Here is a 16,878-nt window from a genome sequence, read left to right as displayed (position 1 = left end):
GATGATCCTCACGCGAAATGCTCGGCTTCGATAAGCCGCTTCCCCGCGGCGTCCTTTGCGGCTAGCAACGGCTCAATTTCCAGCGGCCACTCGATACCGATCTCAGGATCGTTCCATAGGATGCTACGTTCATGGTCGGGATACCAATAATCAGTAGCCTTGTATAAAAACTGCGCCGACTCTGATAGCACCAGAAAGCCGTGTGCAAACCCTGGCGGAACCCACAGTTGCCTGCGGTTCTCTTCCGACAGTTTCACTCCGACCCATTTGCCAAAATTGGGTGAGCGCTTGCGAATGTCGATGGCGACGTCGAAAACCTCGCCCTCCACCACGCGAACGAGTTTTCCTTGCGCATGCGCGATCTGGTAATGCAGACCACGCAACACGCCGCGTGCCGAACGCGAGTGATTGTCCTGCACGAACTCAACGTCCGGCGTCACTTTCTCAGCGAACTCGCGGCCGTTGAAACTCTCGTAGAAATAGCCACGTTTGTCGCCGAAAACCTTCGGCTCAATGAGCTTGACCTCGGGCAGCGCCGTAGCAGTTACGTGGATTGCCATGCGACCTGATCCTTGGAAAGGTTGAGCAGATATTGGCCGTACGCATTCTTCGAAAGCGTCTTGGCAAGCTTGAGCAGTTGCTCCTCGTCGATCCAGTTCCGCCGATACGCAATCTCTTCCGGGCACGCGACCACCAGCCCTTGCCGCCGCTGCAACGTCGCAATGAAAGTCGCGGCTTCAATCAGAGAGTCGTGCGTGCCTGTATCGAGCCATGCATAACCTCGCCCCATGATCTCGACATCAAGCTTGCCCCGTTCCAGATAGTGTAAGTTCACGTCGGTAATTTCGAGCTCGCCACGGGGCGACGGCTTGATGTCGGCGGCGACTGCGCAAACGTTGCTGTCGTAGAAATAGAGTCCCGTGACGGCGTAGTTCGAACGCGGACTGACCGGCTTTTCTTCGATCGACAAGGCGCGGAACTTGCCGTCGAACTCCACTACACCGTAACGCTCGGGATCATGCACGTGGTAAGCGAACACGGTGGCGCGGTCAGCGCGCAGGTCGGCACTTTCAAGCTGTGCGCCGAGATCGTGACCGTAGAAAATGTTGTCGCCGAGAATCAGCGCAGACGGGTCGTTGCCGATGAACTGCTTGCCGATGATGAAGGCCTGCGCCAACCCATCAGGCGATGGTTGCATCGCGTACTGGATATTCATTCCCCAATGACTGCCATCGCCGAGCATCGATTCGAACCGCGGCGTGTCTTGCGGCGTGGATATGACCAGCACGTCGCGAATGCCCGCTATCATGAGCGTCGACAGCGGATAGTAGATCATCGGCTTGTCGTACACAGGCAGCAACTGCTTCGATACGACTGTCGTAATCGGGTAAAGCCGTGTTCCCGAACCGCCGGCGAGAATAATGCCTTTTCGTGCCATCGTCAGTCCTTTTGGTTGTTACACGCGTTCTGCATAGTTGGCCTCTACCCACTTCTGGTATTCACCCGAAGCGACTTCATCTACCCATTCCCGGTTGTCGAGATACCATCGAACGGTCTTGGCCAGCCCGGTCTCGAAGGTTTCCGCCGGCTTCCAGCCGACTTCGCGTTCGAGCTTGCGAGCGTCGATTGCATAGCGACGGTCGTGACCCGGACGATCCTTTACGTAGGTGATTTGCTCGCGATAGGAGCCCTCTGCCTTCGGTCTTGACGCATCGAGCAGATCGCATAGCGTGCTCACGACATCGAGATTTTTCTTTTCGTTCCAGCCACCAATGTTGTAGGTTTCACCCGGTTTTCCGTCTGCAAGTACGCGACGAATTGCAGCGCAATGGTCCCCGACATAAAGCCAGTCGCGCACGTTGTTGCCGTCGCCATACACAGGCAGCGGCTTGCCGGCGAGTGCATTGGCGATCATCAACGGAATAAGTTTTTCGGGAAACTGATAGGGTCCGTAGTTATTCGAACAGTTGGTTGTTAAAACCGGCAAACCGTAGGTGTGGTGATACGCTCGAACGAGGTGATCAGATCCGGCCTTCGTGGCGGAATAGGGACTGTTCGGAGCGTAAGGTGTTGTTTCGGAAAACGGTGGATCGTCTTCCGAGAGCGAACCGAAAACTTCATCGGTCGACACGTGCAGAAACCGGAACGCCGCCTTCTGAGCTGCCGGCAGTGTGATCCAGTAGGCGCGCGCGGCTTCGAGCAGCGTGAAGGTGCCCACCACATTAGTCTGCACGAAGTCGGCCGGACCATGAATCGATCGATCGACATGGCTTTCGGCAGCGAAGTGCAATATCGCACGCGGTTTATGTTCCGCCAACAGCGCATCCATCGCGCCACGATCGCAGATGTCGGCGCGCACGAAGACGTGCTTCACGTTACCGTGCAATGGCTCGAGCGTACCGAGATTGCCCGCGTACGTCAGCTTGTCGATGTTGAGCACGGATTCGCCGGTGCCCTGCAGCCAGTCGAGCACGAAGTTGGAGCCGATAAAACCCGCACCGCCTGTCACTAATATCATGGCATTCCTCTTGACTACACCAGGCAATAATCGATGACCCTGTTACGAATCACATCCCACGAATAGTTTTCCTTCACAAACGAGGTCAGCATCTCGGCCTCTGCCGCCCGTTCGGCTTGTGTCAACTGGCTTCGGCGTTGCACTTTCAGTGCAAGATCCTCGATCGAATCGAACACATAGTCCCCTGCAGGAAGATATTCGCGCACGCCGTGCGCATTGCTGCAGATCACCGGAACGCCGGCGACGAGGCCTTCGAGCAAAGCATTGTTCGCGGTAGCGAACTTCAGCGGCAATAGCAGGAACAGCGAGTTTTCGATGATGTCCTGATACTGCCGGCTGTCGAGGCGGCCGTGGCAAACGACGTTGGTTGCGTGCCGGCTCTCGCCGAGCTTCTCGTACTTCATCCCGACCAGATCAAAAACCACGTTCGGATCGGCATGGAGAAAAAAATCGATGATACGTGCCAGCAACGCGTAGTCGCGATAGGTGTCACCTACTACGGTCAGATGCAGCTTGTTGTCGCTGGCGGGTCCCTGCGCAGGGTTATGTGTCCGGCACCAGGTGCCATGTGGAATCCGCGCTACCTTCCCCGGGAACCGACTTTCAAAAATCGATTTCTGCTGCTGGGTCAAGGTAATGAATTTGCTCACGAAGCGGAGATTGAAGCGCTTGAGCTTGAGGAACAGGGAGTCATCACGCTCGAGCCAATAGTCCTCGCCCAGATGCACTACATAGATCACCTTCTTGCCGAGAATGCGCAAAATCGGCGCGGAGAAATAACCCGTCTGCTCCGGATAGAACAAAAGCACGGACCGGTAACGCAACGCGCGTACGACCGTCAGCACGTCGATCAGCAGGAAGTTGACTCTCCGCAAACGAGACCCTACTGCGCTGTGGCCGCCCCATAACGCACCGCCGTCGACGTAGTCCGCGCTAGACGCCACGACGTGGTGATACCCCGAGACCTCGTCATGATGGTCCCAGCGGAAACCAGAGTAGAGCACTCGCTTTTCGTTCATTGCCACGGTCGAATGAGTCTTCATGCTTCACCTGTCGGAGTCGTTTCAGAGAGCCGGCCCATCACTTGTGCCTGACGGCGACGACCCGGTCCACGAACACCGCGTCGCCGGCCTTCATATCGACTGCCTGCACATACACGCCCTTCTCGTGATCCGATTCGAAGACGAACGGGCCACCGGGCACGGAGATCGACTGGTACCTTCCGCGGTTCAACGCGCTAGCGGGGACCTGTTCGAAGCGATCCATTGGCGGATACGAGCCGACCCGCACGCCGCCCTCTCCTCCGCCCGCGACCCGAACATCGACGAACAGGTCCCACTTGCCCTCACGGGGCAGCTTGTCGAGTTTGAGCTGGGCCGCCCACACCGACGAGTCTCCGGGCATGCGTATCGCCGCCCCGTCGGAAGCTGTGGCATCCGCGACAATCCGCGCCGAACTATAAATATTCAGGCCGAGATCCTGGATATCGCTCCAGTCCCCAGACGGCAGTCCCGCACTCGGTGCCGGCCGGCTGGCAGGGCGACGCTCGATGGCAAGCAGCTGGTTGAGCCCATCGAGGTCTCCCTCCTGACGGTATGCAGACACATGCGTGCGTTGCACAGTGCTGTTGAAGCGCGCAATTCGCTGCGCATAGTCGAGCTGCCAGCCGGGGACCGCTTGCGCGTCCTGGTACTCGCGACGACGCACGAGGATCACGAAATCGAGCGGCATGCGAGCCTGACGCACGCGTGCCAACAACGCTGGATCACTTGCGACCGCCTGCTCTGCTTTGTCGAACAGCTTGTCTGCCTGTGCAACAAATTGCGGGGAGTACATCTTCATGTTCACGGGCGTCTGCTCGGACAGGACGTCGCCGCTTGCAGCCAGCGCGGCATGCATCAAGTCGATATACGCAACCAGTTGCGGTGCAGCCGCTCCGAAGTAGTCCCGGCAATATTCAGTCACCAGTTGGTGCACGTCCTGCCGCGGATCCCACAGCAGACGTCCTATCATCCAGACCCTCAGGCTCGCGAACTCCGCAGCGGGCGTTGCCCAGCTCCCTTCCGCGAAGTATCCTGAAACGCTCGGGAGCGTCGCCAGCCACTTGATGCTGGCGCCGATCGGATAGATGTTCGGCGTGGGCTGCAGGAAGCCGGCGAAATTCGTCACGTGATCCCACACGAGCATGTGTTTTGCCATCACGTTCCAACCAGCCAGGCTCCGGCCCAACTGAACATTGCGGCCAAGATTCAGCGGCGTGCTGTAGTCCACCTGGATGGTCATCGGATAGACGAGGATGTAATCCGGCAACACCATGCCGGCCGGTGGCGCGAAACCCCAGTGATACGCGTTGAAGGCGAACCGGGCGCCCGGCATGACCGCTCTCACCCGCTTGGCCACGTCCTCGACCATGTCAACCAACGGTGCGGACGGATTGCCGCCGTGCTGGTCAGCGAACTTGCGGCTGTCCGCATCCATGTCCCAGCCCCAATCCATGTCGTGAATCCCGAACCAGACTTTTCTATAATCCGGCAAGGCCTTGAGCCTCTCGACGATTTGTTCCGCCATGATCCGGCGGACATCGGCATTCATCATTGCGACCTGGCCACCCGCGTACCAGTCCGGATGACTCTTCCAGTATTTATCGCGCGGCAGCAAGTCCCAGAACGATGCGTCGCCCCCCTTCGCCAGCCAGCTGTGATCCCAGTCGTCAAGTTCGGCGGGCGTGGGTTCGAACGACGGCCCATGAGACTCGCCGTTCAACAAGTTGTGCGCGCGGAAAGCCTTGTCCTGTCCTTCCCAACTGAGGACCTCGCGGTAGGCGAAGCGCGGAACCTGTCGATCATGAGGTGCATCGATTTGCAACGTGGGCCGCGATGGCACATACGTGGCATCGGGAGCGAGCCATTTCACGCCAAGCACCCGATCGAGAAACCAGTTCACGCCGTACAAGGTGCCGCGCGATGTTGTGCCCGCAATCACGAGATTCTCGCCCGAGGTACACAGCACAAATCCATCCGGTCTCAGTGTTTCAAAAGCGGCCGAGGGGCACAACGCACGCGCGAGCCGGTTGTCGAGGCCGATAACAATCGACGGCCCCTCCTGCGGCGCGTTGTCGTCAGCAAGCCGCCCGAAGTTACTGCCGGTCATGCGCTTCAGGTAATTGGCAAGATCGGTGGCAGCGTGCAACGTCACGGCATCGGCGAGTGCTCCGACCTGCACGTGGTATCGCGTGGCGCCATGATCCGCGAGCGTGAGCGTCCGCGCAGGCGGTCCGCCCGACTTGATGATCGCGGCGAGCAACGCTTCCCGTTTCCCAGCGGCGATGGGAGCAGGCAAAAGTTTCGCTCGCATCAGCGCACCTTGCAATGTGTCGGCTGTCGTCACGGGATCGTCGGTCGCCGTCACACTGATCCTGCTGAATCGCGCCGCGCCGGACTGCCCCTTCGCTTTACGCAGATACAGGATCATCTGGTTCGCCCCCTCGGGCGCTTGCACGACAACGCTGGAGCTGTGCCACTCGTTGTCGATGCCGTTGTTCACCACCAGCGCGGGTTCCGTTCCCCAGGGCTGCTGGACAGATTCGATCCCTCTCCAGCCCGGATCGACTCCAGGACCGCGAAAGCTGATTTGAACGAACGCTGTCTTCGCAGGAGCATCGATAGAGCGGATGTTCAAGCTGATTCGATAACGCCGGCCTGCCTGGATGACGATCTTGTCCTGGGCGGCGTAACCCGACTGCACCTCGAGCGCATTGCCGTATTTTGCATCGGGGGCAATGGCGAACTTCTCTCCCCACCAGCCTGTCGTGCCTTGTACGAAATCGCCGTTGACAAGCAGCGTCGCGGCGAACGCGTGGCGGCTAAAACAAGTCATCGCGAGGACCGAGATGACGAGAAACGCTCGAAGCCACAAAGACCCGCTAGCGCGCGGCGGGTGCAAGCGCTCAATTGTTTCCGCAAGGGGGCACAGCGTGACAACGCGCATCGCGCTATCTCTTGACGCCATCGATGCTGGGCGGCATCAACAGCGGCAAGTGGAACTTGTTACGGAAGTGCAGCAGGCTCTGCAAGTGATAACGGCCTGCGCGCGACAGCGGCCCTCCGGCTGACTGCCGCTGGTGGTCGTGCATCAGGCGCGCGCCGGGCACGCAGGCAATTCGATAGCCGGAATTCCACACGCGCGCGCATAGATCGACGTCTTCCATATAGAGGAAATAGCGCTCGTCCATGCCGCCCAGCTCTTCATAAACATTCCGCTTCACGATGAACCCGGTTCCCATGACCCAGTCTGCATCGAAAGGCACACCGGGAATCCAGGCCTCGATCATCATGTGGCGCTTGACACGGTGTTCAAGCAACCTCAGCTTACCGAGCGGCGTACGACGCCCGATGATATCCAGGAGACTGTAGAAGCGGCGCGCGGAGTATTGGCGCACGCCGTCGGGATAGGTCAAGTCCAACCCGACCATGGCGACGTCCGGCGCGGTGTCCAGAACGGCCAGCGCTTTCTCGATGCTGTTGTCGACAAAGTAGGTGTCGGGGTTAAGGACAAGGATTCTTTCTCGCGTCCCGGCAACCGCGCCGAGATTGACTCCTGCCCCAAAGCCGCGATTCATCGACGCGCGCACGAGGCGCACGCCATCTGGCAGCTCCGTGCGCAAACGCTGATACGAGTCATCGGGTGAAGCGTTTTCGACAATGACCATGTCGGACGCACGCGCAATGCGCAAAGCGAGCAGTGATTTCACGCACCTTACAGTAAGATCAGGTGTACGAAAGTTTACTATTACAACGTTCAAATGGCCTTCAGTGTTCATGGCTTCCTCGCAACGGGCTACACAGTACGCCGGACAATGAAGCTATTGTTTTCTTGCCAGCGACGCTTGTTCCACAATGGTCCAAAGTTCATCGGCTGAACGATCCCAACTGAATCGCATCGCCTGCTCACAACCGCACTCGATCAGCTCTTCCCGCAGGACGCGGTCTTCTGCAAGCCGGTTCATCGACTGGGTGATGTCGTCAACCGACCTTGGATCGACGGTAATGGCCGCACTACCGGCGACTTCGGGCATTGCCGACACGTTCGAGGTGAGCACCGGTACGCGCGATGCCATTGCTTCCAGGATCGGCAAACCAAATCCTTCATAAAGCGATACAAAAGCGACGAAGAGTGCTCCCCGGTACAGCTTCGGCATTGACGCGTCCGGGACATCTCCTGCAAAGCGCAGGCGCCATGAGATGCCCAGGGCGTGCGCCAGTTCCTTGAGCGCTGCGTCGGGATTGCCCGTCAGCATCAAGTGGATTCCTCTCGCGGGAAGCGACGAGCGTGCATAGGCCGTAAGCAACCGCTCGAGATTCTTGTAGTTCCGCCGGTTGCCCGGATAAAGGATATAAGGGGCATCGGACTCAAGCACCTCGTCGTTGTTTGCGTAAGCCGGATCTACCGCGTTGTACACAACGTGAACCTGGGTGCGAGGCATGCCCGACCACGCGAGGAACTCGTTGCGCGTGTAGTCGGAAACGCAGATCACTGCTGCGCAACGCAGGTACATTCGCCTGAACAGGACATCGTAGTAAGCGCGATGCAGCCGCGAGTAAAAATGCAGATGCGTCAAATCATGGACGGTCACGACGGCCGGCCGGTTGCTGAACGCCGGAGGAACAAACCCGGGATTCCAGAACACGCCATCGTCCTCGTCATCGAGCGCCCGCGAAATCGCGAAAGGCGACCAGGGACTGCCCAGGCCACTCTCTATTTTCAACGGGACGATGCTGATTTCAGCCGGCGCACGCTCCATACAAGCCGTCATCACGTTACCGATGCCCGTCTTCGCCGGCCAGCGAAGGTCCGCGTAGACAGTGAGCGCAGGTAGGGCAACAGCGAGGCGAGAGTAATTATTCATATCTATCCCTGATCAACCCATCCGAGCACACGATGCGTCGCGGCGATCCAGTAATAGCGCGCGCGACCCAGGTCTCCTTTCAGAAACGACACCACGCAGCCAGCGGCCGGCCTGGCAGCGACGTAGAGAACGAAATGCATCGGATACCGGTTCAGCGACAGTACCCGGCCGAAACCGCGGTTGTAGAGCCTTCCACGGGCGTAAGCCTTTTCGTCGTAGATCGCCAGCGGCTCCGGGTGGCAGACACGCAGCGCCGGCTCGTAGCAAACCTTGTATCCGGCATTGAGCACGCCAAGAAGAAAATTGACTTCTTCTCCCGCGCCCCAGCGCGAACCCGAACCCACGCCCAGTTGCTCGTCGAACCCTCCCACGGCGCGTACAGGTTCTGTACGTAGGAAGATCGTGTACGACGTTGCACAGGTCCAGATGTTGTAGCGGTTGACCGTCAACGGGCTCGTTGACCAACGCCCCTGTGAAGGGTTGTTGTCGCCGTCTACGCTGCACCCGGTCACTCCGGCGAGTGCGGCGTCACTGCCGAGCTTGCCTGCCACGAATTCGAGAACGTGCGGCAGGTACCAACAGTCGTCGTCCGGGAAGGCAACAATGTCTCCGCTTACAGCTTGCAGTCCGACATTGCGCGCACGCGACAAGCCTTTCTCCGAACGACAATAAACAATCTGAAAATCATCCTTGAAGCGGTCGATGATCGCGGTCACGCGGTCATCGTGATTCTGGTCCACGACGATCAGTTCGAAATTACGATAGGTCTGCTCCGCAAGAGAACGGAACAAACGCTCGATCTCTCGGCTGCGCCCCAGTGTCGCCATGATCAGCGAGAATTTCATATCGGCTCACCGTGAACCTGCACCGGCGAGCCGAATCGTTCAGCGCGACTACGTAAGCTCCTGGCCGCGCGAGCCGCTATGGAAGGCCCACCGCGCCCCCACGATACGAGATAGCCGATAAGAAAATAGGCCGTCTCGTTCTGATGCAATGGATTCGATATTGACCACGCCGCTATTGGCGCCAAGCAAATCATCGTCGCCCAACCAAGACCCAGGCCGCAGAAAAACACCAGCCATGCGATCAGCCCGGGGATGCCTGCGATCAGCGCCATGTCGATCGGCGAGGAAAAGACTGAGTTCGTACCAGCACCTAATCCCTTGACGTCGACCACGGCGGTCGAGAAAAAGCTTTCAACAAAACCGAAGCCGTGGCCCAGCCAGTCCTGCGCAATCAGACCCATGCTGATGGTGAACGCCAGGCCGCGCTCTTCCTCAAGACGAACGTTCAACATGTCACCCGAAAGCTCCCCGCCGAATCGCCAGTAATAGAGCCCGCCACCCAGCGCCAGCAGTAGCAGCTTGATGCCGTTATAGCCCTTCAACTGCATCATGAGTACGATGCCGCAGGGAATCAGCACGGTCTTCGACTCGCTCACCAGCGCATTCGCCACCCCGAACGCCAGGAGTATGGATACGTCGAAAGGCTTGCGGTCCGACTGGAGAAACAACATGTAACTCGCGCCGAAAAAGAACAGCGCGAACCAGTTACGCTCCAGAAACGAGCCGTGTATGGCGTCTTGCATGAATTCCACTTGCTTGTAGACGTAGGGGACATCGAGCTTCTGCAAGGCAATCTGGAACAAGAAAAAAACGATCAAGGTAACGTACCCATAAGGCAGCCTGTTCTCCAGATAGTGGCGGCCAAACTGCCGGCCCACCAGATAAAACACCGGATACACGAGTGCAAACTTGATGATCTGCGGCACTTCCTTCGTATGCGGATAACCCGCAAACAATGTCAGCCATATGGCGACACCGAGAAAGAAAAGATAAGCAAGCACCTCGCGGCCCATCACATGGACGCTTCGTGTCGCCAGCAGCAGCGCGAACACGATCAACGACCAGAACTGATTCAACTGGGCCCCGCCCACTTGCGTGCACTGCAGCGACAGAAGCAACAGACCACTGAGCAAGAACACGTCGAACAGAACGTGTCGCGTATCGTCTGAACGCCGGAATGTATTCGCAGCGCTTGGGTAGCGGTCGAATCCTTGCTCTCCTACCCGCGCCGCACGAACTGGTTTCATCGGCGTTACCCCGGGTAGTACGACCCGTACTTCATGCTTCGCTGCGGCACGTCGTTCACCAGCACACCGCTCACTTCAACGTTCGCGTTCAACAGTCTCCGCTCGGCTTCAGCGATCTCGGCCGAGGTGTGCCGTCCATGCCGCACTGCGAACAGCGTCGTACCGGCGTAGCGCGCGACTACCGCTGCGTCCGCTACGGCCAGCAGCGGTGGCGCATCGATCACGACCACGTCGTAGCGCCTAGAGAACTCGTCGAGCAAGCTCTTGAACCGGTTGCTCATCAGCAGTTCAGTCGGGTTGCCCGGCTTCGTGCCCTTTGGAAGAAAGTCGAGATTGGTCCCCGCTACGCCACGGCGTATCAAACGTTCAGGCGGCTGACCTCCTACGGCTTCCGACAAGCCCGGGCTGGCCGGGACATCGAAGTACGTGTTGATATCGCCGCCGCGCATGTCTGCATCGACCAGCAGCACCATTTTTCCTCCCGCTGCCAATACGGTAGCGAGGTTCGCAGCGAGGAACGATTTTCCTACGTCCGGCCGCGGCCCAGTGAGCAGGATGATGTTGTTCTGCGGTTGAAACGCGCCGAAGTGAAGCGCTGTTTGAAGGCTGCGAATTGCTTCGACCGCAATGTCGTCCGGCGCCTGCGTAGCCAGCAAATGCTGTCCTTTCGCGCCGCGACGCAACCGGTTCTCGAGCTTGGCCTGCTTCTCGCTGTGAGGCACGACCGAGTAGACCGGTGCACCGAGGACATGCTCGAAATGCTCGGAGTGCTCCATGCCCGGACGAAATCGGCGACGCAGGAAGGGCATCCCCAGACCCAGGACCAACCCAACCATCAGCGACATACCGGCAATGACCGTCTTTCTCGGCTTGACCGGCTTGGCTGACGTCATCGCCCAGTCGACCACCCGGACGTTGCCCATCTGCCCCGCCCTGACAATGTTCAACTGCTGTGCGCTGTTGAGCATGTTCGTATACAGCTCGGTATTGACGCGTACGTCGCGCAACAGCCTGAGCGCGTTCTGTTCGGTGTTTGGCAACACCGCGACGCGATCGGTGAAGGCGCGTTGCTGCTCCTTCAACTGTTCGATGCTCTGGGTCAGAGAAGCAACAGCCGGGTACTGGTCCGAGAACCGATGCGCGAGCTCGTTGCGCCGCTGCTCGAGGTCCATCTGCCTGGACTGGGCATCTACCATTTGCCCAAGTAGCAATCGGCTCTCCTCGCTCAAGTCGACCGTACCGTGCGCGTTGCGAAACGCGTTGTAGGCATTTTCGGAATGCTCAAGCGCCGTCTTCAGTATGGGCAACTGCTGGTCCAGGAACGCAAGTGTTGTCTGCGCTTCCTGCCTCTTGTGTTCCACATTCTGTGCGACATACTTACGCGCAATCTCGTTGACAATCTGTGTAATTTTTACGTTATCCTGACCTTCAAGCGTAACTGAAAGAATTCCAGCTTGTTTACCCAGCTCTTCGACCTTCAGGTCATTTTGCAAACGATCAATTGCATCTAGTTCACGCAAACGCTTGACCGAAAACCGTGTACCGGGATTGGCCGCAAGACTGCTGACCTTGATCGAAACGTTCTCGCCCTGATCGTTGCCAACCGTGTCCTCGCCTACTGTCCCTCGCGCGACGATGATGTCGTCACTGTTCTGCAAAACGTAGGAGCCGCCAGTCCCGGCCGTCAGGGTGTAGGTCTCGTCCTCCTTCGCGCTAAACGTGGCGACGCTGATCTTCTCTCCACCCCACGCGTAACCACTCAAGCCGAGTAACGGCTTGGCCGGCTCGCTGCCCGTCATCTGCCGCGCGATCCAGTGACCGATGACCGGAAAGTATTTTGGTGTCGCGTCAACGCTCAGGTTGAGCGCCTTGACGGTTGGCTGGATGACTGCGCGGGAACGGATCAGTTCAGACTCGGCAGCAGTCGCGGCAGCAGGGTCGAACGGAGTACTCGCGTCCTTGTTCTGCCAGGGTGTTGGGCTGCTGGTGTTGCTGCTGTTCGGGTCTTCGACCTGAATCATGGCGTCTGCGCGATAGACTGGCGGCGCAAGGAACGCGTAGGCAAGACCTAGCAAGAAGATGGTTACTACGACCCAGAAAACCGTCTTTCGGTTTTCCATTACAACATCAACGTTCTCAGACAGCGAAACGTCATCCCTCACTGGCGGGTCGATATAGCGCGGCGCGATTCGTCTCGTCATAGAACTCTCGTCTCGTCACAGAGCTCGAAACATAGAACTCGAAAATATGAGTGAAAATTCGTTTCATGGGGCCAGTCTCCGGTGGCAGGAAGCAACTCTTTGGTTGCTAGGCAGGAGTAAATCACACGAACCCGCCGGAAACGAGACTTGGCGATTGAGTCCCCGTTGTTGTCTTCTATCTACTATCTTTTAACCAAGAACTTACGGCGGACGTGCGCTTGAGCACCGACTGTTTCGTATCGTGAAAATCGGATTTATTACACACTGTTACGATAAGGATACCTAACGTGTCAAAAAACTGTAAAGAAGTCTTGAAGCCGGAGTCAGATCCGCACTTGATAGAGACGTCGCGTCCGTGCGCTCTCACGACCAAAGACTTTGCAAAGCCTAACGCCTCACAAATAAATTTTGTCAGCGCGTAACAATTGCACTGCATTCCTTCTTACTGGAAAAAATTTGGTACGATCTGCAAGGAAGTCGACAGGCCTTGCGAAACACTCAATGGCCTGTTCTATGACTCCCTAATGACGTTCCATCAAAAAAATCTCGACCGTCAACTTCACCCGCGCGGTTGACGATGCGTTTCTTCGTGGCTACGCTTCGTCTCAAACTTATCGGCGATGTGAGGCATTCTCGTGTACACATACAGTCCACATGACGACGGGGAGTATCTGATCGAAGTTCGTAAGCTTGGTCCGAAATACACGTATTACTTGCGGTCCCGTAGCGACGCACGTCCATACACCCCGTCCACGGGATTCTTTGACAACCCGGAAGATGCATTACAGGCCGCACTCACCAAAGCCGTGCAGCTTCATTGCGAGCGCGCGTAATTACAGGGCACGCTTGGCATGCACGAGATCGCAACACAGCCCGTTCCGCGCGTTGCTCGCACCCGGACGGTGCGTCGGCACGGAAGTGACAGCGGAAAGCAGGCAAGTTGTTGGCTAGCCTTATCTATCGTTCGGATTCCGAATCAAGCTTCAGATGCGGGATTGGACATATTCATTGTGTTGCTGCCGTCGATGCTCGCAGCGCATCCATCCATCCATCTGCGCCGCGCCAACCACTACCGGCGCGCGAACGTTCTGAGCGAGACCATCTGTCATCACGCTCGAACACGATACGGCGATCACTCTGTTTTCCTTAGTAGCCACATATTATGAAGAATTTTCTTAAAACGATTGGCATGGTATTCAGTGCTATTCGTCTCATTCCCCATTTAATTCTGCTGGCAACCCGGGATAAAAATGGGCTGATTCGAGCCGATATCGATCGCTGGAACGACATATATATGAAAGATAAAAAATCCGGCCCTGCCCTCGCGTTCATTCGATTGATGACCATCTACCCCGAATATCGGAATCTTTTTTATCATCGCGTGGGTTGGCTCGGAAAAATCGTCAATCCGTTGTGCCGCCCAATGAACACCCTGTTCATCTCGACCGACGTTATTGGACCTGGCTTGTTCATTCAGCACGGTTTTGCCACGATAATTGCTGCGAAGTCGATCGGAGCAAACTGCTGGATAAATCAACAGGTTACGATTGGGTATTCCAATACCGACGACTGCCCAACCATTGGCGACAACGTGACGATCAGCGCAGGCGCCAAACTGATCGGCGCCGTTACACTAGGGAACAACTCGAAGGTCGGGGCGAATGCAGTTGTCGTTAAAAACGTGCCGGCTAACTCAACCGTTGTTGGTGTTCCCGCCCGGATTGTCAAACGCGATGGCAAGCGCGTGAACGAATCACTTTCTTGATCACTTTCAGCGTTTTCCACGCCGCCAACGCGTTATGCAAAACGGTACTTTTCGCTGACCTCTTTAGAAGCATAGATGATCATGGCAGTCATTAGTACTTCGGTTGCTACTACAGAATAAGCTGCGCCCACCGCCCCCCAATAATAGATGACGAACGGTGCCTGGCAGACGTGGAAAATAGCGCCGAGAGAATAGATCTTTTTAAGCACGGCCTGATTTCCAGAGGCGATGAGGCGAAGTTGAACGAGTGTCGCTGCAACACCGATGATAACGGGCACAATAATCATTACCCGCAATATCTGGAAGGTTTCATGAAATTTGCTTCCAAAAAAATTCTGGATGAACCACGCACCAAAGAGCTCAAATCCCACAAAAATCAGTATGCCTGAGGCCAAAAATGCCAAAATAAACCGTCGTATGATTTTCTGAACGCCGAGATGGTCACCCTCCGCATACATGCCACATATCTTCGGGAAAAACGCTTGTATGGGAGGTGTTGAAAGTTGGCGAAGAGGTGTTGTTATTTTATCCGCGGCAACGTAGTACCCCACGCCGACGCTGCCGCTTATTAATCGCAAGAGCAACACGTTGGCATACATGTATATTGAGGTCAAAGCCGAACTGAGAAAGAGATGATACGATTCCTTCGCTTCTGCGAGGATCGATTCGGCCGTTGTCTCGACCTTAAGACGTATTTCACTTTGAAAAAATGCAATTGCCGTAAGGACCAGGCCAGAAATTAATGAGGGCGCAAATTGCAAACCCGCTGCCAGCCCGACGTCCCCACTCCCCTTTACAAGCAAGAAAAGCGGCGCCAATAGGACGATTCTTGTCACCACAACCGACGCCGCAAGCACCGACATTCGCTGCAATCCCTGGTACAGCCAAGTGGGAGTGAGCACGTTCCCCCATAAAACCAGGTTCGCGAGTAACAGCGAAGTTTGATCTTCGGGACTTTTATAAACAGCCAGAGCGAGAAAAATCAGGATTCCCGAACCGATCAACGCCAGCACGGTTTTTGCGCTCATCGTTGTCCAATATATTCTATTTATTATGCCCGGCTCATTCCTGTGGATGGCAATCTTTCTAGTGCTCGTAAGATCAAACCCGAAATCGACAAAAATCAGCAGGATTTGTGCGACCGTTTGCGCATAACCGATCGTACCGATACCGGCCGGACCCAGGACGTACGAAAGATACGGTATCGTGATCAACGGCAGAGCGTAAGTTATCAGCTGGACCGCATAGAGAGCAACGATACTTTTTCTTGTCGATGCCATGGTACTCGTTCGTTAAAATTGGTCGGTTCGAAGCATTCGGAGGCGAATCTTATTTCGCAACGGACGCTCCACTTCAGCTAAAATTTCTTCAACCCTGCTTTAACTGCAATTTTTTCCACGATAGTCAACGGAGACGGCTGAACAAAGCCGGTTGAAGAATTTGCAAGACGCATACTGAAAAATAACTCCTGGAGTATGCATCGGGCTTTATTTGCCATCTTGGCGTGATTTTTAACCGACAGCGGTTCGGCCTTGTACCAGGCTGGTGGATCCGTTGAGAGGAGCCAGCCCGATATGTGCTGCCTGAGAGAACGAGCAACGCCCGGTCCAAAAAAAATGTCTTCGTCCGGACTATCGTTGATATAAGCGTTCAGCTCCGGCGCGTAGATCGCGTGGTCGATGCTCACGAGCGCGGCATCATCCATTACGAAAAGATTGGAGCGCACCCAACGTGTGCCAAGGAGATGGTTGACTTCGACCTGCCGTACCGCTGAATCGATCCGGCCCGCGATGAATTTCGTCCCCATATGGGTGCGTGCCGCGCGGTGCAGGTTTCGCAAGAAAAATTTGTCAACTGGCTGATGCGTGCCGAGTGTGTCGTTAGCAAACAAGCAAGCGAAACTTCCAGGAACGCTCATTCTCAGGTCGTTCAAGCCTCGCTGGTACGCACCAAATTCGAGCCCTTCATTGTCGTGTCGAATGATCTTTACGTGCGAGGAGACGTTGGAAAATACGCTTTCTGCATGACTTTCGCTGATTGCCGGGTTATTTACTACTACTCGCAACGATCTCATTTCTTGCCAGGCGGCGAAGACCCGCGTAATTTGTGCGATTTTCTTCAAGTAAGCGGGGTAGTAAACTACAACGATCATGTGCATATCTTCTCCTTTCACGCTACGGTCGCCCTCGCCATCCATGTGAATTCATCCCTCATGTTGGTCCTGCTCAACGTCCAGGTTGACGACAAGTAAAATTCAAGACCCCATTAAGGCCGCGGTGCCAGATTTGCCGCCTAGCCAAATGACCCATGCCTTGGGCTGTCGACCTTCAGCATACAACTCAGGTCAGCCACAACTCAACGGCTATATTAGGTCAGTAGAACATCTCAAAACGGTGA

13 protein-coding genes are annotated in these 16,878 nt (G+C 56.4%); 1 reads left to right on the top strand and 12 read right to left on the bottom strand.

Features of this window, described 5'->3' with window-relative positions:
- Positions 1-8: 8 nt before the first annotated feature.
- The 10 genes from rfbC to EOS_RS10090 all read right to left on the bottom strand — a co-directional run bounded on the left by rfbC (position 9) and on the right by EOS_RS10090 (position 12,716).
- On the bottom strand, positions 9-560 hold the full coding sequence (rfbC, locus tag EOS_RS10135) for a dTDP-4-dehydrorhamnose 3,5-epimerase (protein ID WP_047846499.1): 552 nt from the start codon (positions 558-560) through the stop codon (positions 9-11).
- On the bottom strand, positions 545-1,438 hold the full coding sequence (gene rfbA / locus EOS_RS10130; RefSeq protein ID WP_047846498.1) for a glucose-1-phosphate thymidylyltransferase RfbA: 894 nt from the start codon (positions 1,436-1,438) through the stop codon (positions 545-547). The genes rfbC and rfbA overlap by 16 nt, the downstream gene beginning before the upstream one ends.
- Positions 1,439-1,456: 18 nt before the next feature.
- A complete protein-coding gene (rfbB, locus tag EOS_RS10125; protein ID WP_047846497.1) occupies positions 1,457-2,518 on the bottom strand; it encodes a dTDP-glucose 4,6-dehydratase in 1,062 nt (353 codons plus the stop codon).
- A gap of 14 nt (positions 2,519-2,532) precedes the next feature.
- Positions 2,533-3,561, bottom strand: a complete 1,029-nt coding sequence (locus tag EOS_RS10120) for a glycosyltransferase family 4 protein (RefSeq protein ID WP_047846496.1) — start codon at positions 3,559-3,561, stop codon at positions 2,533-2,535.
- Between the two features lie 37 nt (positions 3,562-3,598).
- Positions 3,599-6,394 (bottom strand): DUF4838 domain-containing protein, encoded by a 2,796-nt coding sequence (locus tag EOS_RS10115; RefSeq protein WP_160312475.1) that lies wholly within the window; start codon positions 6,392-6,394, stop codon positions 3,599-3,601.
- A 115-nt stretch (positions 6,395-6,509) separates the two neighbouring features.
- Positions 6,510-7,337: a glycosyltransferase family 2 protein gene (locus EOS_RS10110; RefSeq protein WP_047846495.1), complete on the bottom strand. Its 828-nt coding sequence runs from the start codon at positions 7,335-7,337 to the stop codon at positions 6,510-6,512.
- 42 nt (positions 7,338-7,379) lie between these two features.
- Positions 7,380-8,423 carry a glycosyltransferase family 4 protein gene (locus EOS_RS10105; RefSeq protein WP_053063830.1) on the bottom strand — a complete coding sequence of 348 codons (1,044 nt, stop codon included), beginning with the start codon at positions 8,421-8,423 and terminating at the stop codon, positions 7,380-7,382.
- Between the two features lie 2 nt (positions 8,424-8,425).
- Positions 8,426-9,268 (bottom strand): glycosyltransferase family 2 protein, encoded by an 843-nt coding sequence (locus EOS_RS10100; RefSeq protein WP_047846494.1) that lies wholly within the window; start codon positions 9,266-9,268, stop codon positions 8,426-8,428.
- A complete protein-coding gene (locus tag EOS_RS10095) occupies positions 9,265-10,515 on the bottom strand; it encodes a hypothetical protein (RefSeq protein WP_053063829.1) in 1,251 nt (416 codons plus the stop codon). The genes EOS_RS10100 and EOS_RS10095 overlap by 4 nt, the downstream gene beginning before the upstream one ends.
- A 5-nt stretch (positions 10,516-10,520) precedes the next feature.
- Positions 10,521-12,716, bottom strand: a complete 2,196-nt coding sequence (locus EOS_RS10090; protein WP_047846493.1) for a polysaccharide biosynthesis tyrosine autokinase — start codon at positions 12,714-12,716, stop codon at positions 10,521-10,523.
- Between the two features lie 1,162 nt (positions 12,717-13,878).
- Between EOS_RS10090 and EOS_RS10085 the strand changes: the two genes are divergently transcribed.
- Positions 13,879-14,481 carry a serine O-acetyltransferase gene (locus EOS_RS10085; RefSeq protein WP_047846492.1) on the top strand — a complete coding sequence of 201 codons (603 nt, stop codon included), beginning with the start codon at positions 13,879-13,881 and terminating at the stop codon, positions 14,479-14,481.
- A 32-nt stretch (positions 14,482-14,513) separates the two neighbouring features.
- On the opposite strand, the gene EOS_RS10080 is transcribed toward EOS_RS10085, so the two are convergent.
- Together EOS_RS10080 and EOS_RS10075 are read right to left on the bottom strand one after the other, a co-directional pair.
- On the bottom strand, positions 14,514-15,761 hold the full coding sequence (locus EOS_RS10080) for an oligosaccharide flippase family protein (protein ID WP_047846491.1): 1,248 nt from the start codon (positions 15,759-15,761) through the stop codon (positions 14,514-14,516).
- Between the two features lie 77 nt (positions 15,762-15,838).
- Positions 15,839-16,639 carry a hypothetical protein gene (locus tag EOS_RS10075; protein WP_152693106.1) on the bottom strand — a complete coding sequence of 267 codons (801 nt, stop codon included), beginning with the start codon at positions 16,637-16,639 and terminating at the stop codon, positions 15,839-15,841.
- Positions 16,640-16,878 lie beyond the last annotated feature (239 nt).

This window comes from Caballeronia mineralivorans PML1(12), from assembly GCF_001028175.1.
Classification (GTDB): domain Bacteria; phylum Pseudomonadota; class Gammaproteobacteria; order Burkholderiales; family Burkholderiaceae; genus Caballeronia; species Caballeronia mineralivorans.
The sequence above is the reverse complement of the archived record's forward strand: the minus strand, read 5'-3'. Positions and strand labels throughout refer to the sequence as shown.

What these genes read in the sequence shown, in the direction of transcription:
- EOS_RS10115 (WP_160312475.1), bottom strand. Translation starts at nt 6,394, where the DNA reads ATGACTTGTTTTAGCCGCCACGCGTTCGCCGCGACGCTGCTTGTCAAC.
- EOS_RS10095 (WP_053063829.1), bottom strand. Translation starts at nt 10,515, where the DNA reads ATGAAACCAGTTCGTGCGGCGCGGGTAGGAGAGCAAGGATTCGACCGC.
- rfbC (WP_047846499.1), bottom strand. Translation starts at nt 560, where the DNA reads ATGGCAATCCACGTAACTGCTACGGCGCTGCCCGAGGTCAAGCTCATT.
- EOS_RS10075 (WP_152693106.1), bottom strand. Translation starts at nt 16,639, where the DNA reads ATGCACATGATCGTTGTAGTTTACTACCCCGCTTACTTGAAGAAAATC.
- EOS_RS10120 (WP_047846496.1), bottom strand. Translation starts at nt 3,561, where the DNA reads ATGAAGACTCATTCGACCGTGGCAATGAACGAAAAGCGAGTGCTCTAC.
- rfbA (WP_047846498.1), bottom strand. Translation starts at nt 1,438, where the DNA reads ATGGCACGAAAAGGCATTATTCTCGCCGGCGGTTCGGGAACACGGCTT.
- rfbB (WP_047846497.1), bottom strand. Translation starts at nt 2,518, where the DNA reads ATGATATTAGTGACAGGCGGTGCGGGTTTTATCGGCTCCAACTTCGTG.
- EOS_RS10080 (WP_047846491.1), bottom strand. Translation starts at nt 15,761, where the DNA reads ATGGCATCGACAAGAAAAAGTATCGTTGCTCTCTATGCGGTCCAGCTG.
- EOS_RS10110 (WP_047846495.1), bottom strand. Translation starts at nt 7,337, where the DNA reads ATGAACACTGAAGGCCATTTGAACGTTGTAATAGTAAACTTTCGTACA.
- EOS_RS10085 (WP_047846492.1), top strand. Translation starts at nt 13,879, where the DNA reads ATGAAGAATTTTCTTAAAACGATTGGCATGGTATTCAGTGCTATTCGT.
- EOS_RS10105 (WP_053063830.1), bottom strand. Translation starts at nt 8,423, where the DNA reads ATGAATAATTACTCTCGCCTCGCTGTTGCCCTACCTGCGCTCACTGTC.
- EOS_RS10090 (WP_047846493.1), bottom strand. Translation starts at nt 12,716, where the DNA reads ATGACGAGACGAATCGCGCCGCGCTATATCGACCCGCCAGTGAGGGAT.
- EOS_RS10100 (WP_047846494.1), bottom strand. Translation starts at nt 9,268, where the DNA reads ATGAAATTCTCGCTGATCATGGCGACACTGGGGCGCAGCCGAGAGATC.